Source organism: Enterococcus raffinosus (genome assembly GCF_001886185.1).
GTDB classification, from domain to species: domain Bacteria; phylum Bacillota; class Bacilli; order Lactobacillales; family Enterococcaceae; genus Enterococcus_A; species Enterococcus_A raffinosus.
Genome location: NZ_JXLA01000032.1, coordinates 1 through 15856, shown reverse-complemented (window position 1 = coordinate 15856; position 15856 = coordinate 1). Strand labels below are relative to the sequence as shown.

Here is a 15856-nt window from a genome sequence, read left to right as displayed (position 1 = left end):
TGTTTTCACCTACTCTACATTCACATGTTCGTGAAGCGCATCTTCATTTGATGTTTGATCTCTCTGAGCAAGTTTCAACGTTAATGCATCTAAGGTGATGTGTACCGTTTGATCGAACAGAGTGGACAATAGTTGAATAGATTTTACACCCGCGCCTGTTTTAGTCGCTCCTGGTACTATAATCACTCGATCAGCTAATTTTGCCAACGGCGACTCTTTATCACTTGTCAAAACAATAATAGACAAGCCCATTTTTTTTGCTGCTTCAGTATCTGCCACTATACCCTTTGTAGTTCCTGATCCTGAAATGGCAATCCATGTATCCCCTTTTTGAATAGACGGAGTGATTGTTTCACCCATAACATAATCTGTATAGCCTATATGCATCAAACGCATAGCAAACCCTTTTGCCTGAAAGCCACTTCGACCCGCACCGATAACAAAAACTCGTTTGTTCTTTTGGATCAGTGGCATTGCTTGATCTAATTCTTGTTCATCTACTAATTCCATAACTTGATTGATTTCTTGCATAATTGTTTCGATTGTTTTCATTAGTGAACAGCTCCCATAAATTCATTTACTGCTTGTAAAGGATCTTTAGCTTTGGTAATTTTTGATCCTACTATGATGATTTCAATAATCCCTTGTTCTGTTAAAGACTTTGCCTGCTGTAAATCAATGCCACCCGCAATTGCCAGTCGTTTAATTTCTGGAAATCTTTTTCGAAAAGCTGCAACGCCAGCTGTTGTATCAAACTGATCTTTACGATCAATAGAATGGTGCAGCGCGTAAATCGCATTTGGAAAGCCCTTGATTTTCTCAATCTTATCCTCTTCAACTTCTAACAGATCAATCATCATCGTTTTCTTCTCCTGCTCCGCTACTTCATAGCATGCTTTCAAAGTTTCGACAGATGCTGCCCCCATCGCAGTAACAATATCAGCTCCGTGACGAAATGCCTGTGTAAACTCATAGGCACCTTCATCAATAGTTTTACTGTCTACCAGTAAACTAGTTTCTGACAATGCTTCTCTCAATTTTTCTATCGCTAAATTACCATAATCCTTCACTAATGACGTGCCCATTTCTAAAATGTCTGTTTTACCATTTAATTGTTCCGCTAAATGGACTGCATCTTCCATTGAGACACGGTCAATTGCTGTTTGTAATCTCATGCTTCCACTTCCTGTTTTTGTAAAAATTCTTCTAACTCCTGCGGTGTTGGGTAACCGTCATTATCTCCAGGTGACTGAACAGCCATCGCACCGATTGCATTGGCTCGAACAACTGCCTCTTCTAATGTTTTTTCTTCCATTAAAGCAGTGATTAATCCCACCGCAAATCCATCCCCTGCGCCAACAGTGTCCACAACCTTTTCAACTGTAAAGCCTGGTACAGTATAACTCGTTCTGTCTTTCTGTTTTACATATGCGCCATCAGTGCCTAATTTTACGATGACTGTTTGAGTAGCCTCACCATTATTTAGATAAAAATCTGCGATTGCTTCAGGCTCACGGCTACCCATTAAAATTTCACCCTCATTGATGCCTGGTAACACAATCTCAGCATGTGACGCTAAATCATTGATTGTTGTTATCATTTCTTCTTGGCTCGCCCAAAGTTGAGGGCGCAGATTAGGATCAAACGTTGTTCGAATTTGATTTTTTTCTAATAGATTGATTAAGTACCTGAACGCTTTTTGCGCTTCTTTTGAAATCGCTGGGAAAATACCCGATAGATGCGCCATCTTTACTTCCGAAAAATCAATTTTATCCAACACAGCCTGATCAAAATGCGCTGCCGCGGATCCTTTACGGAAGTAGAAAATACTTGGATCTCCTTGACTGACACGATCCTTTAATTGAAATGCTGTCCAAAAATCAGCAGTTTCAGAAATATAATCGGTTCCAATTTTATTCTCATGCAAGCGGTCAATGATAAATTCACCGAAAGGATCTTTTCCGACCTGTGTAATGTATTCGCTGCTATGCCCTAAACGTGATACTCCGACGGCAACATTTACTTCTGCACCAGCAAGAAATTTTTGAAAGTGGCAAGCGTCTTTTAGAGACTTGTCGACCTCTTCCGATCCAAATAATGCAATAGGTTCTCCGATAGTCAAAAATTCACTCATGTTTATTACTCCTTTTCAAATTTAATGTATTTTCAAGTCATTTAAATAATGAAACTAATAGTTATTTGTTACAGCAAGATATATGCAGCGACTAAATTTAGAACAGTCGCAGCCCAAGCCCATGGCATTCCTGTCAATAGGAAGGTTTTGGTGTCTAACCCAGCATATTGGACAGACCATAAGTTCCATGATTGAGTAATACATGCAGATACCCCCATCATGGACGGTACAACTAGCAATCCATATAAGAAGTATTGGTCAAACATCCCCGTTCCTACCAAGATTGCCGCAGTAGCAGCACCTGCACCATACAACATCAATGGTCCTCTGAAGTACGAAAGTGGTGCGATAATGGCCACAATAATGATTAGAACAAGCTTGCTGCTTGGAATGATCTCTTGGAATACACTAGTGAAACCACTCATTGCATGAACTGCGGCGGATTGGAACATCGTTAAGACAAACAGCATAATCAATAAGCCAGCAATGTCACTAATTGCATGTTTAGCGGTTTCATTCATCATAGTGACAAATTTGCTATAACGTTTCATATTACCAGTAGCAGCGAAGGCAATAATTGTAGATAATAAGAGTGCTGGTACCGCATCCCATTTAGCAAAAATACTTAATGCCACAGGCATGACTGGCAACACATAGGTCCAGACAGGGACTTCAACAATTTCTTCTTCACTATCACTTTCAATGATCTCAGGCTTGCCATTTCGAATTTTCTTCGCATTAAACAAGATAAATAGGATCAAAATCACCATTTGGAGGCCCATCGCTACAAAACCAAAACGTTGATAGTGCGGACCCCATTCAACTTTTGGAAAAAAAACTTGAAATTGAACGAACAATACATTATTGACATACATCGCTGCACCAATTGCGATAGTAAAAATAGATACTGCAATATTTTTTGGTACACCGATTGAAAACATGATTGGGAATAAAATGACTCCAACTGCTATAGCAGAACCCACACCATATGAACTAGTGAATATTAAAGCGATTACAAGAGCGATTAAAATCGTAGCTAAGACTGGACTCTTCTTTCCAACCTTTTCTGTACGGCGACTGATACTACCAGCAATCCCCGTATCAACCAACACTCGGCCAAACCATGAACCGAAGATGATATATGAAGCTGTTTTCCCATAATTCAATACGGGTTCAGTAAAGATTTCTTTAACAGCCGTATTAAAGGGAACCATTCCGATGATTGTCCACAGAACAGCCATTACAAAGAAACCAACAGTTAAGTTCCCGCCCTTCATAGCATAAAGAACAAAAATGATAAAAGTTACTGCTAATAGTATTCCAGTTATTGCACTCCCCACGGTGGTTCACCTCCTAATATTTATTTAACTCACTTAAGATACGTTGATATTTTGAGATTGGTTTCCCATGATCTTCAACAAAAAAATCATTTTCCATATGATTAAATTTTTGAATTAAATAGTAACAAGTCAAGTATGCTGCCAATGCTTCTTTTGCGGCACCCTCCATATTTTCTTTATCAATCTCTGGTCGATGAATCGTTTCCATAAAATGATACGCAAATTTTTCTGGATCAATCTTTGTTTGTTGCTCGGTCATAATACTTCCTCCTAAACTATATGAATGAATTTGTTGTATTTTGTTTGACCTTTCGACAATCCGACACAACTCAAAAGAGCGACGCGCCAGTTTGTCATCTAGACACTTTTACTTACCGTTTTCTTCTAATAATTTCTTTGCCTCTAAAATTTCAGTAGTAGTAATTGTTGGATACTCAATTGCGACAGGAACGTCTTGTGGTAAAATTTGTAAAACTTTTCGCCAATCAATTTCCCCATGATCAAGCCCAATAGCCTGTGGTTTTTGGTCTACCAATTGAACATCCTTTACATGGATATACTGTACATAATCTTTTAGTAATTCAGCAGCCGCTCTTTCATCTTCTCCAACAAATCGCCAATTTCCAAGATCATAAACATACCCAATGTTAACGCCTGCTTTTGTCACAGCCTTCATATAAGTGTCAATTGCAACGATTGTTCCAGATGTTTGGGTTTGATCATTTTCAATTGAAATAGCTATACCCCTATCAAGAAGCGCTTTCAATTCGTTCAGATAGAGTTCACCATTGTAGTCGCCAATGTTCCATTTAATATGCTTAACACCCATTTGTTTTGCTTCAATCACATATTGTTCTAACTTGGGATTGATTTTTCCATTAACGTAGACCTCATCAGGAACACTGTAAAACAAGTCTAGCCCCAAGCGCTTCGCTTCTGATTCAATAACAGTTTTTTCTTCGTTAATATCTCTAAAATACTCTCTTCTAATTTCAACCTGTGTAAATCCTAAGTCTGCGGCTTTCTGTAATAAATTAGCCTGAAGTGCTCCATCTTTAACTTTATCAGCAAAAACTAAAAAATTTAGAACTAATTTTTCTTTCTTCATAATTTCGCTTCCCTTCAATTGGTTAACCGGTTTCTATATACGTATAGTAAACCGGTTTCCAAACAATGTCAACGGTTTCATTTTAAAAAAACATTTTTTTGAACAAAATAAAATAAGCTATGTTTAGAAATCGGTTTCCAAACATAACTTATCTTAGAAAAACATCTTTTTTAAAATAACTAAATTAAACTGATTTCCGCCAACGAATAACTGAAGGCACGATAATTTCCCGCTGTATTTCACGTTTAATTAACAGATCCATCAAATATTGACCAGCAATTTTCCCAATTTCTCTAGATGGCTGTTCGATACTCGTTATTCCTGGTCCAACGAGCTCTGTTAAATTCCAATCATCGAAACCAGTAATTCCCACATCCTCTGGTATTTTGATTCCATGTTGGATCAGCCAAGCAAGAACATCCATTAAAACTCGGCCATTTGATGCAAAGAGTAAATTTTTTCTTGTATCAGCGATAATCGGTGGCAAAGATTCAGTTAATTGATCTTCATCTGTTACTTCAAGCAACTTCCATCCTTTACCAGCTTTCTCCATTGTTTTCTTAACCGTCTCATAACGGAGTTCTCTGGTACTCACATCTTGTACGGGTTCGCTAATAACAACTACATTTTCATACCCTTTAGCTAGCGCCTTCTCTATAACTTCTTGTGTCGAGTCGATATTATTGGTCATCACGGAAGACCACTTTTCTGGCTCAGTTTGTCGATCAACTAATAATAATGGAATATTACGTTCAGTAATGAAATCATAATTGGCCGTTTGTCGTGAGGATGGTTGTAAAATAATTCCTTCGACGTTTTGATCAATCAGTTTTTCCAAAAGTTCTTTTTCTTGTTTTACGGAATTTGCAGCATCCACAATAATCATTTGGTAGCCGCTTTTTTCAAGAATCGATCCGATTCCTTTTAATAATAAGGAGGAATAAAGATTGGAAATATCGGCAACCACAACACCAATCAAATAGCTGTGTTTTGATTTTAATGCTTGGGCCTGCTTACTAGGACGGTAATTCAACCGTTCAATTACTTCCGCTATTTTTTCCTTTGTCTCTTTAGACATATTGCCATAGTTATTATTTAAAAATCGAGAGATCGTTGTTTTAGAAACCCCTGCTTCTTCGGCAACCTCTTTGATTGTAATTTTTTTCATTTCGTACGCTCCAACTATCTTTTTTATTATTGTAGCGAATTTCTAAGCAATTGGAAAGATTAGCCTTTTGCTGAAATTGTTTTAATTTTATTTTATACTTCTAAACGTTTTTTTATGCAAATCATTAGTTACTTTGCTATCGAACTCATTACGTTCACATTAACAGAAGGGTTTTAAAAAGTTTCGTGCTGTATCGCCTTTTTTCTTTTATAATTAGTGTAATCGAATTCATTAAGGAGGAAAACGTATGAATGATTATCATGTGGCCTTTTTTGACATTGACGGTACACTAGTGGACCATCGATTACCACATCACTTATCTTTTCTGGATCGCATTCCGGATTCTGCAAAAAAAGCACTAAAGCAGCTAAAAGAAAATAATATTGAACCTGTGATAGCTTCGGGGCGGCACTACCAATTAATCGATGAATTTGCTTCTGACTTAGGAGTAAGTAGCATTATTTCTTCTAATGGTAATTGTGTTCACTATCAGGGAAAGATGATTCACAAAAATGTATTGTCTCCCAATTTACTAAATAATGTGTTAGATCATCTACAAGAACGAGAAATTGACTGCTTGATTGAAACACCACACAATTTATATTGCTTTGAATCGAATAAAACAATGAAGCATCAGATTGCAGATAATAATATTTTAAAAAGTCATGATCCATTACCCAATGATGTTGTTCAGCTTCTTGTTCCTTGGAATGAGACAATTGATTACCAGCTACCCAAAGACTCCATTCTAATTGCTGAAAAGGTAGCTCCTGTCGCAGCAAGCATTCATTTGAGGAGCGGAACAAAAGCAGAAGGGATTCAGAAAATATGTAACGCCATGAACATTTCGACAGAACAAGCTTTAGCCTTCGGTGATGAAGAAAATGATTTCACTATGTTTGATGTGGTAGGCTTCCCTGTTGCCATGGGTAATGCCGTATCTGCTTTGAAAGAAAAGGCTGCTCATGTGACATCATCAGTATCTGATGATGGGATTTGGAATGCTTGTATAGAGCTAGGGTTAATTACGGATTAGAAAAACCGTCAGAAATATTCTGACGGTTTTTTTATCGTTTGATCAGTTCTTGGTACACACGGTCCTCTGAGACTTCCATATAAGCTGGACGAATAATCTTTTGTACGTTGATTAGTTCTTCAATTCGATGAGCGGACCAGCCGACAATCCGAGCGATTGCAAACATTGGTGTATACAACTCCTGCGGCAAATCGAGCATATGGTAGACAAACCCGCTGAAGAAATCAATGTTCGCACTGACTCCTTTATAGACTTTACGTTTTTCAGAAATAATCTCTGGTGCTAAGCGTTCAACCTTGCGGTACAAATTAAACTCGGCAGATGCTTCTGATCCCTTTTCTGCCGCTAATTTTTCAACATATCGTTTAAAAATTTCTGCGCGCGGATCAGATTCAGCATAAATCGCGTGCCCCATCCCATAAATCAGCCCTTGTTTATCAAAGGCCTCTTTATTCAGTATTTTTTCCAAATAATCTCTAATTTCGTTCTCGTCTTCACAATCGTTGACAGTCGCTTTCAAATCTTCCATCATTTGTGTAACTTTGATATTTGCGCCACCGTGTTTAGGTCCTTTCAATGAACCTAATGCTGCTGCAATCGTTGAATAAGTATCTGTCCCGCTGGAAGTTACTACTCTGGTTGTAAACGTTGAGTTATTTCCTCCGCCATGTTCCATATGTAAAACAAGGGCCATATCCAATGTCTGTGCCTCTTGGAAAGTATACTTTTTATCTGGCCGTAACATTGTTAAGATTGCTTCTGCTGTGCTAAGATTTTCATCTGGCCGATGAATATACATACTATCTCCTTTTGTATAATGATTATACGCATGATAGGAATAGACCGCGATCATTGGAAATGTAGCAATAAGAGACAAGCTTTGATCCAGTACATTTTCTATACTAACATCATCAGTTTTTTTATCATAACATCCTAATGTTAGAACGCTTCGAGCCATCATGTTCATGATATTGTGTGATGGCGCCTTCATAATAACATCTCGCACAAAGTTTGTAGGAAGTGTTCGCCTTTTACCAATCTGAGATCTGAATTCTTCAAGTTCAGCCTGTGTCGGCAAGGTACCAAATAATAACAAATAACTGATTTCTTCAAACCCTAAACGCTCTTCCGAAACAAAACCGTTTACCAATTCATTGATATCTATTCCACGATAACGTAACTCTCCATACTTGGAGATGATCTTGTCCCCATCCATAATTTGGGGATGAATCGTAGAAATATTGGTTAAACCAGCTAAAACACCCTTTCCATCGAGGTCACGCAAACCCTTTTTAACATTGTGTTTCCTATATAAAGAAGCCTCTAAATAATCTTCTTTTCGGCATACCTCAGCCATTTGGTTCAAATCTAACATCTCTGTGTCCTCCTAACCATTTTTATTTTACAATCGGGTTAAGAAACATTATAACACCATTGGCGTAAAATGAAATACTTTTAATAATTTCATTTACTTTCTTTTTTTTTATTCGTATAATAAACCCATCTGATTTTAAATGATAACGTATTTAGGAGGGATTTTGTATTGAATTGGAAAAAAGAGCTTATTGTGAATGACGAACATTATACATACTACGATCTTTCAGAAATTGTCAGTGCTTATCAGAAAAAAATTGCTGATTATCCATTTAGCATAAGAGTCTTACTAGAAAGCTTAGCGCGGCATAATGAATTAGCTGATTTAGAGAATTTAATCGCTTTTGATGCAAAGAAACCAACAGGCGTTGTTCCTTTTCGTCCGTCACGAGTCGTTTTACAAGACTTTACAGGTGTGCCGGCAGTAGTGGACCTCGCTGCTATGCGTGATGCTGTTGTTAAACTAGGGGGAAATCCTAGAGTAATCAACCCTGAAATTCCAGTCACATTGGTTGTTGATCACTCTGTACAGGTGGATTGCGCAGGTACAAAAGACAGTTTAGCTTACAATACTGAAAAAGAGTTTGAACGAAACCACGAACGCTATCAATTTCTTAAATGGGCTCAACAAGCTTTTGATAACTTTGAGGTGGTTCCTCCAGAGACAGGAATCATCCATCAGGTTAACCTTGAATACCTTTCAGATGTAATTTTAAAAAATGATCAGAATCTACTTTATCCCGATTCTCTCGAAGGAACAGATTCTCATACCACAATGATTAATGGATTAGGAGTACTGGGTTGGGGGGTCGGAGGGATTGAGGCGGAAGCTGCTATCCTAGGCGAGGCCTCCTATTTCCCTACTCCTGAAGTCATTGGAGTAGAATTAACTGGAACGTTAAGCCCAGGAGTAACAGCAACAGATTTAGCGCTTTATTTAACTGAACTCCTGCGTAATGAAAAAGTAGTAGGTAAATTTGTTGAATATTTTGGATCCGGCTATAAAACACTCAGTCTTTCCGACCGAGCAACAATTGCAAATATGGCACCTGAATATGGTGCTACCTGCGGTTTCTGTCCGATTGATGAAGAAACCTTAAACTACCTTCATTTAACAGGTCGTTCCTCTGAGCAAGTCGAGTTAGTCGAAGCGTATGCAAAGCAAAATCAGCTATTTTATGATGGAAGTGAAACTCCTGTATATACACGTATCATAGAATTAGATCTGTCAACAGTACACTCTTCTGTCGCTGGCCCTAAAAGACCTCAGGATCGTATTCCGTTAGCAGATGTCGCTGACAATTTTGAATCATCGTTAACAAACCCAAGTGGACCGAAAGGCTTTGGCCTAACACCGGAAGAATTCACTCGGAAAGAAACAATTCAAGGGACCGATCAATTTATTGAAACTGGCGATTTAGCTTTAGCGGCTATTACTAGTTGTACAAATACTAGTAACCCGTCTGTCATGGTAGCTGCTGGCTTGTTAGCTAAAAAAGCGGTTGAACTGGGACTAAAAGTTCCGTCAACTATCAAAACTTCTTTGGCCCCAGGTTCAAAGATTGTGACGCAGTATTTAGAAAAAGGCAACTTGCTAGATCCTTTAGCTAAACTAGGCTTTGATATTGTGGGTTATGGCTGCACGACATGTATTGGTAACTCCGGCCCTTTAGATGATGAGATTGAAACTACTTTAAAAGAAAGTGAGCTCGTTGTTTCCGCTGTTTTGTCGGGTAATCGAAATTTTGAGGGACGTATTCATCCATTAATCAAGGCGAACTATTTAGCCTCACCGCCATTAGTAATCGCCTATGCTTTAGCTGGCTCTATCAAAAAGGATTTAACAAAAGAAGCACTTGCTGAAGTTAACGGAAAAGAAATTTATTTAGCTGACTTATGGCCTTCTCAAGAAGAGGTAAATAATTATATCAATAATTTTTTAAATCCCGAAGATTTTAGAGAAGCATATAAGAATGTTTATCAATCAAATGAACGTTGGAACAAAATCGAAACCTCAGATGGTGATTGTTACGACTGGGATGATACGTCGACTTATATCGCTAATCCCCCTTTCTTTACAAATCTCGATCAAGAAAATAAGAATAATTCATTGATAAATCTCCAAGTATTGGCTAAATTCGGAGATACAGTAACAACGGACCACATTTCACCAGCGGGTAACATTGGACTTCAATCACCTGCCGGTAAATACCTAAAAGAACATGGATTGACTTATAAAGAATTTAACTCTTTTGGATCAAGACGTGGAAATCACGAGGTAATGATGCGTGGTACATTTGGAAATATCCGTATTCAAAACCAACTAGTCCCTGATACAACAGGGGGATTTACGAAGCTTTCTACTACAGGAGAGGAGCTTTCGATTTACGATGCTGCTATGCGCTATCAAAACGAAGGTATTGGGACAATTATTCTTGCTGGTAAAGATTACGGCATGGGTTCTTCCCGCGACTGGGCTGCTAAAGGAACAAATCTTTTAGGTGTCAAAGCAGTACTGGCAGAGAGTTATGAACGAATTCATCGTAGTAACCTTGTCATGATGGGCGTTATTCCTTTTGAATATCTTCCAGGTGAATCAGCAGAAACACTCGGTTTGAACGGTTTGGAAAGCTACAGTTTTGCCCTTCCTGCAGAACCAGAGATCAATCAAATCATTCATGTGACTGCCAAAGGCGAAAAAGATATCGCCTTCCAAGTAAAATTACGTTTCGATTCCGAAGCAGACATTGCTTATTGGAAAAATCAGGGTATTCTACCACTTGTTATCAACAAAAAAATGCAAAAGGAGCAAGCTTAATGACATACACATTCAATCCAGTCATCCCCTATATTGAAGGCGATGGAATCGGCCCAGAAATCTGGCAAGCTACAAAACAAGTTGTTGATGCAGCGGTCTCCTCAGCATATTCGGATGAACGCAAAATTGATTGGCTAGAAATTCTTGCTGGCGAAAAAGCTTTCAATGAAAAAAGTACTTGGCTTCCAGATGAAACACTGGAAGCTATCAAAAAGCATAAGATCGCTATAAAAGGGCCATTAACGACTCCAATTGGAGAAGGCTTTCGCTCATTGAATGTCACTTTGCGTCAAGAGTTGGATCTCTACGCTTGTGTTAGACCCGTACGCTATTTTAAAGGAGTTCCATCACCTTTGAAGGAACCTGAGAAAACGAACATGACCATTTTTCGTGAAAATACGGAAGATGTGTATGTGGGTATTGAATTTGCTAAAGATTCCGAAGAAGTTGAAAAGCTTATGAATTTTTTGACAGACCAGTTCTCTGTCACCAAAGTTCGTTTCCCTGCGACAAGTGCGCTAGGAATCAAACCGATTTCCCAAGAAGGCAGTGAACGATTGGTAGCCGCTGCGTTAGACTATGCGATTGAACAAGGAAAAAAACGCGTCACATTAATTCATAAGGGAAACATTATGAAATTTACTGAAGGTGGGTTTAAAAATTGGGGTTATGATTTTATTGAAAAAAATTATCCTCAAGCCTTCACTATGAATCATTATAAAAATATCTCTGCAGATTCAACAATTGAAAAAGCAGAGAAAGCATTAGCAGATGCCCAGGCTTCAGGAAAGATTATTGTCGATGATGTAATTGCTGATAACTTTCTGCAACAAATTCTGCTTTATCCCGAGAAATATCAAGTAGTAGCTACTACCAATTTAAATGGTGACTATATTTCAGATGCTTTAGCTGCTCAAGTTGGTGGTATAGGCATTTCCCCAGGTGCCAACATTAATTACAAAACTGGGCACGCTATTTTTGAAGCAACTCACGGCACTGCCCCAGATATTGCTGGGAAGGGCTGGGCTAATCCTTGTTCTCTACTTTTGTCAGCAACGATGATGCTAGATCACCTTGGGTGGTTTGAAGCAAGTCAAAAAATTGTGAAAGCTATTGAACAAGCACTCCAGAAACAAAAAATGACTCATGATTTCGCTCAAATGCTGAATATCGATGAACTGTCTACAACTGAATTTGCGAATTACTTAACTTCCTTTATCTATGAAAAACTATAAAATAAAGCAAACACCCATGATATCACGTTCGTCATGGGTGTTACATGCGTTTATTTCTAAGTAATAAGCCACTTAAAAAAGGATTTTAGCTCCGTTATTCTCTTTTTTTATAGTTTATAATAAAAAAGGTGCCGTTATTTAAATAATGTGGCCAAAATAGTTTTATTATGACACATCAAAAAAGCACTCAGAAAATCATTCTGAGTGCTTTTTTAACAGGACGGTCTTTTTAACTAAAGAAACATTCTTTAGAAATGATTCCGGCAACTTCACTATATTTGATCAACACTTGCCCGTTTACTTGGTCAATCTTATCTGCATCCAACCCGTAAAAGCGTTCAACATTTACGATACAGCCGTTACTCTCTTTACGGATTACTTCTCCAATGATCGGCCGAGCAAAATCAGTTTTACGGCACTCATAGCTTTCCCCTACAATAATCGCTTCTTTATTCATTCAACCACCTCATTAATGTTTTATACTACACTTATATAGTAGCATTAAGCGGATTAAAAAGCCACATTAAGGGTGTTATTTATGAAATAAGCGTGTTTTTAAGCAACATTCGTAATTTTAACCGATATTTTCTAATAATAATGAGACATATTGCTCTAAATAAAATCTGTCAATTTGATCGTACATACCAATTTCCGAACTGTCTAAGTCTAATACACCAATTAAGCTATTCCCCTTCTTCATAGGTACAACAATTTCCGAACGAGCAGCAGAATCACAGGCAATGTAATTTTTGTGTTCTAATACATTATCAACAATTAATGTTTGATTTTTTTCAGCTGCTTCTCCACAAACTCCTTTTCCCATCGCGATATGGACACAGGAAACATTCCCTTGAAATGGCCCCAAGATCAACTCATCATTTTTGAACAAATAGTACCCAGCAAAAACTGTGTCTTGCAACGTTTGATTTAATAATGCAGATGAATTTGCTAAGTTTGCTATTAAATCTGTTTCACCTTCCAATAATGCTTTTTGTTGTAATAGCAACAGTTTATATGCTTCCTCTTTCGCTTCCTGATTTTTCCAAGTCATAAAGTAACCCCATTTTTATACAAATATATTTAGTTAATAGTTTATTCGAAATATCGAATCCTTAGTAAACTAATAACTTTTGGTTTATTCTACCCTAACTTAATGAATAACTCCATTAACTGAAAAGAGCCATTCGAAAATAAAATTTTATCTCGCTCACCAAATTGACATTCTGTCAAGTGAATTATTGCTTATTTTCCCACTTAAATATTTCATTCTCGTTACAAACTATACGGTTAGATAAAAATTCAAATACTTTAAAGTTTTTATTCATATCTTCTTATATAATTGAATCCGAAAGATGAAAAAAGTGAGGGAATCCATTGATTAAGTTGAAAAAATATACGGCGCTAACTTTATGTGCCTTAACATTAACTAGTACTCCATTGAGCGTCTTGGCAGATGAATATGATCAAAAGATTGCCGATCAAGATAAAAAAATCTCTGAGTTGCAGCAAACAGAGCAATCTGCTGAGGATCAAAAAGCGGCTGTAGAACAACAAGTTGCAGCTGTAGAAAAAGAAGTTAGCGAAGTCTTGAAAGAAAAAACCAATGAAGAAAAGAAAATGAGTGACTTAACTGCTAAGATTGGTGTCCTTCAAGAAAAAATTCAAAAACGTGAAGAACAGATTCGTAATCAAGCAAGAGATGTTCAAACCAAGCATGATTCTGCTTCTATCGTGGATGCCGTAATCAACTCTAAATCAGTTGGTGAAGCTGTGAAGAAAACCATGGCTGTCTCTACTATTTTAACAGCTAGTAAAAATATCATGGAACAACAAACAAAAGATAAAGCTGAGCTTGAAAAGCTTGAAAAAGAAGCGGAGCAACGTTTAGCAGTAATTAATAAGAAAACTGCTGAATTAAAGGAAAAACAAGACCAACTGGTACAAACGAAATTGGATCAGCAAGTGAAAATCAATGAGATTCAAGCAAGCATTGCAACAGAAAAAGGTCAAAAAGAAAAATATGAAAAACAAAAAGAAGAAGCAGAAAAAAAACGCCAAGAAGCATTGAAGGCTTTAGAAGAACAACGCAAGAAAGAAGAAGAAGCGCGTGCTAAAGCACAAGCCGAAGCTGAGAAACAAGCGAAAAAAGCCGCAGAAGAAGCTCAAAAAGCAGCGGAAGAAGCGGAAAAGCAAGCTGCTGAGGCTGAGACTGCTAAACAAAAACAAGAAGCGGAAATCGCTCAATTAGAAGCTCAACAGCAAGAACAGCAAGCGAAACAACAGCAAGAGCAAGCTCAAACAGTGACAGATACAAGCGCAAGTCAAGTAACAACGAATCCAACGGCTACAACAGAAACAGAGTCAAAACCCACTACAAACAGTAGCGGCTGGGCTTCTCCTCTATCAATTGGTTTAGTAGTTACTAGTCCATTCGGACCTCGTCAAGACCCTACTGGAGCTTCTGGTACCCAGCATGACGGTATCGACTTCGCTGGTTCTGCTGGCACACCAATCATGGCCTCTAAAGGTGGAAAAGTTGTTGAAGCTGGCTTCCACTGGTCTGCAGGGAATCATGTAGTCATTCAACATCCAGATGGTTACTACTCTTATTACATGCATATGGTCTCTGCGCCTAGTGTTGGTGTTGGTTCTGAAGTGAGTGCCGGCCAAGTATTAGGCGGCATGGGAACAACAGGCAACTCAACTGGTGTTCATCTACACTTTGGAGTTTCTACTGCTTTATGGTCAGGCTTCGTTAATCCTGCCCCACTATTAGGTATTTAATATGATTTAAAAAGTGTGGAACAAGAATGGTCAGACTGTATCTGATTCTTGTTTCACACTTTTATTTGGTCAGAAAGGAAGATGTGCGTGACTATTGATGAGATTCTTACTTTTTTACAGAAGTCTTCTTCTGAAAAATTCAAAACAAGTATTACTAAGCTAGGAATCCCTTCCGAAAATACAATTGGAGTTGCTACTCCGGATTTACGTAAGTTAGCCAAGAAACTTCCAAAGGAAAAGGAATTTCTGATGAAGCTATGGCAAACCAATTTTCACGAATGTAAAATACTTACAATCTTAGCAATAAAACCTACCGATTGCACTGTTCAAGATATCGATTATTTTATGAAAGGAATTTTTTCTTGGGATCTCTGTGATTTATTTTGTAAAAATATTTTGATCAAGCAGGATGATTTTGATTGTTTTATTCTTAATTGGATTGATTCAGATAAAATATTTTATAAACGTGCCGCCTTTTCCTTAATCGCCAGCACTTCCACACATGCTTCTTTATCTATCGAAGAAATCAAGAGATACTTAAAACTTATTGAAGGTAATTCGGATGATGAACGAATTTTGGTAAAAAAGGCTGCTTCGTGGGCATTGAGAGAGTTAGGAAAAACGAGTGAAGAAGCAAAAAGTCTAGCAATTGAAACTTCAAATGCGATGAAATTACAGGAATCAAAAGCAAAGCAATGGATCTCAAATGATGCATTGAAAGAACTGATCCTTTTAGTTCAAGCACCAGGACGCTCACGCCTCATCTCATCCAATTCTAAAATGGGGAGAAATAGATAAAAATACCGCACCTGTTCAAGTGCGGTATTTTTATGGCTCTATAATTTCTAGGACTGATAGA

At 37.8% G+C, this 15856-nt stretch carries 15 protein-coding genes; 5 read left to right on the top strand and 10 right to left on the bottom strand.

The genetic code is table 11. The features are described from left to right. Positions 1 to 9: 9 nt before the first annotated feature. The 7 genes from hxlB to RV13_RS15500 form a co-directional block, all read right to left on the bottom strand. Complete coding sequence (gene hxlB / locus RV13_RS15530) at positions 10 to 552, bottom strand: 6-phospho-3-hexuloisomerase (protein WP_010746167.1); 543 nt, start codon at positions 550 to 552, stop codon at positions 10 to 12. Further along, positions 552 to 1175: an orotidine 5'-phosphate decarboxylase / HUMPS family protein gene (locus RV13_RS15525; RefSeq protein ID WP_010746166.1), complete on the bottom strand. Its 624-nt coding sequence runs from the start codon at positions 1173 to 1175 to the stop codon at positions 552 to 554. Before RV13_RS15525 ends, hxlB begins: the two co-directional genes overlap by 1 nt. Continuing rightward, positions 1172 to 2134 (bottom strand): sugar kinase, encoded by a 963-nt coding sequence (locus RV13_RS15520; protein ID WP_010746165.1) that lies wholly within the window; start codon positions 2132 to 2134, stop codon positions 1172 to 1174. The genes RV13_RS15525 and RV13_RS15520 overlap by 4 nt, the downstream gene beginning before the upstream one ends. A 68-nt stretch (positions 2135 to 2202) precedes the next feature. Next, on the bottom strand, positions 2203 to 3474 hold the full coding sequence (locus tag RV13_RS15515; RefSeq protein WP_010746164.1) for a hypothetical protein: 1272 nt from the start codon (positions 3472 to 3474) through the stop codon (positions 2203 to 2205). A 13-nt stretch (positions 3475 to 3487) separates the two neighbouring features. After that, entirely contained in the window at positions 3488 to 3733 is a 246-nt protein-coding gene (locus tag RV13_RS15510; protein WP_010746163.1) for a hypothetical protein, read from the bottom strand. A 108-nt stretch (positions 3734 to 3841) separates the two neighbouring features. Then, positions 3842 to 4582, bottom strand: a complete 741-nt coding sequence (locus RV13_RS15505; RefSeq protein ID WP_010746162.1) for a sugar phosphate isomerase/epimerase family protein — start codon at positions 4580 to 4582, stop codon at positions 3842 to 3844. 184 nt (positions 4583 to 4766) lie between these two features. Next, on the bottom strand, positions 4767 to 5750 hold the full coding sequence (locus tag RV13_RS15500; protein WP_010746161.1) for a LacI family DNA-binding transcriptional regulator: 984 nt from the start codon (positions 5748 to 5750) through the stop codon (positions 4767 to 4769). A gap of 247 nt (positions 5751 to 5997) precedes the next feature. Between RV13_RS15500 and RV13_RS15495 the strand changes: the two genes are divergently transcribed. Further along, the gene (locus RV13_RS15495) at positions 5998 to 6786 is read left to right on the top strand and encodes a Cof-type HAD-IIB family hydrolase (protein WP_010746160.1); all 789 of its coding nucleotides are present in this window, start codon (positions 5998 to 6000) and stop codon (positions 6784 to 6786) included. A 31-nt stretch (positions 6787 to 6817) separates the two neighbouring features. On the opposite strand, the gene RV13_RS15490 is transcribed toward RV13_RS15495, so the two are convergent. After that, complete coding sequence (locus RV13_RS15490) at positions 6818 to 8161, bottom strand: citrate/2-methylcitrate synthase (RefSeq protein ID WP_010746159.1); 1344 nt, start codon at positions 8159 to 8161, stop codon at positions 6818 to 6820. Positions 8162 to 8329: 168 nt separating this feature from the next. On the opposite strand from RV13_RS15490, the gene acnA reads away from it, so the two are divergent. Both acnA and icd read left to right on the top strand, forming a co-directional pair. Beyond that, positions 8330 to 10978 carry an aconitate hydratase AcnA gene (gene acnA / locus RV13_RS15485; protein ID WP_010746158.1) on the top strand — a complete coding sequence of 883 codons (2649 nt, stop codon included), beginning with the start codon at positions 8330 to 8332 and terminating at the stop codon, positions 10976 to 10978. Continuing rightward, positions 10978 to 12213 (top strand): NADP-dependent isocitrate dehydrogenase, encoded by a 1236-nt coding sequence (gene icd / locus RV13_RS15480; protein WP_010746157.1) that lies wholly within the window; start codon positions 10978 to 10980, stop codon positions 12211 to 12213. The genes acnA and icd overlap by 1 nt, the downstream gene beginning before the upstream one ends. A gap of 229 nt (positions 12214 to 12442) precedes the next feature. On the opposite strand, the gene RV13_RS15475 is transcribed toward icd, so the two are convergent. Both RV13_RS15475 and RV13_RS15470 read right to left on the bottom strand, forming a co-directional pair. Continuing rightward, positions 12443 to 12670, bottom strand: coding sequence for a hypothetical protein (locus RV13_RS15475; protein WP_010746156.1), 228 nt, complete (start codon positions 12668 to 12670; stop codon positions 12443 to 12445). Positions 12671 to 12787: 117 nt separating this feature from the next. Beyond that, a complete protein-coding gene (locus RV13_RS15470) occupies positions 12788 to 13264 on the bottom strand; it encodes a GAF domain-containing protein (protein WP_010746155.1) in 477 nt (158 codons plus the stop codon). 323 nt (positions 13265 to 13587) lie between these two features. Here RV13_RS15470 and RV13_RS15465 point away from each other — a divergent pair, with 323 nt between their 5' ends. Both RV13_RS15465 and RV13_RS15460 read left to right on the top strand, forming a co-directional pair. After that, complete coding sequence (locus RV13_RS15465; protein ID WP_010746154.1) at positions 13588 to 14997, top strand: peptidoglycan DD-metalloendopeptidase family protein; 1410 nt, start codon at positions 13588 to 13590, stop codon at positions 14995 to 14997. 87 nt (positions 14998 to 15084) lie between these two features. Beyond that, complete coding sequence (locus RV13_RS15460; protein ID WP_060789488.1) at positions 15085 to 15795, top strand: DNA alkylation repair protein; 711 nt, start codon at positions 15085 to 15087, stop codon at positions 15793 to 15795. The last annotated feature ends 61 nt before the right edge of the window (positions 15796 to 15856 follow it).

What these genes read in the sequence shown, in the direction of transcription:
- hxlB (WP_010746167.1), bottom strand. Translation starts at nt 552, where the DNA reads ATGAAAACAATCGAAACAATTATGCAAGAAATCAATCAAGTTATGGAA.
- RV13_RS15525 (WP_010746166.1), bottom strand. Translation starts at nt 1,175, where the DNA reads ATGAGATTACAAACAGCAATTGACCGTGTCTCAATGGAAGATGCAGTC.
- RV13_RS15520 (WP_010746165.1), bottom strand. Translation starts at nt 2,134, where the DNA reads ATGAGTGAATTTTTGACTATCGGAGAACCTATTGCATTATTTGGATCG.
- RV13_RS15510 (WP_010746163.1), bottom strand. Translation starts at nt 3,733, where the DNA reads ATGACCGAGCAACAAACAAAGATTGATCCAGAAAAATTTGCGTATCAT.
- RV13_RS15505 (WP_010746162.1), bottom strand. Translation starts at nt 4,582, where the DNA reads ATGAAGAAAGAAAAATTAGTTCTAAATTTTTTAGTTTTTGCTGATAAA.
- RV13_RS15500 (WP_010746161.1), bottom strand. Translation starts at nt 5,750, where the DNA reads ATGAAAAAAATTACAATCAAAGAGGTTGCCGAAGAAGCAGGGGTTTCT.
- RV13_RS15495 (WP_010746160.1), top strand. Translation starts at nt 5,998, where the DNA reads ATGAATGATTATCATGTGGCCTTTTTTGACATTGACGGTACACTAGTG.
- RV13_RS15490 (WP_010746159.1), bottom strand. Translation starts at nt 8,161, where the DNA reads ATGTTAGATTTGAACCAAATGGCTGAGGTATGCCGAAAAGAAGATTAT.
- icd (WP_010746157.1), top strand. Translation starts at nt 10,978, where the DNA reads ATGACATACACATTCAATCCAGTCATCCCCTATATTGAAGGCGATGGA.
- RV13_RS15475 (WP_010746156.1), bottom strand. Translation starts at nt 12,670, where the DNA reads ATGAATAAAGAAGCGATTATTGTAGGGGAAAGCTATGAGTGCCGTAAA.
- RV13_RS15470 (WP_010746155.1), bottom strand. Translation starts at nt 13,264, where the DNA reads ATGACTTGGAAAAATCAGGAAGCGAAAGAGGAAGCATATAAACTGTTG.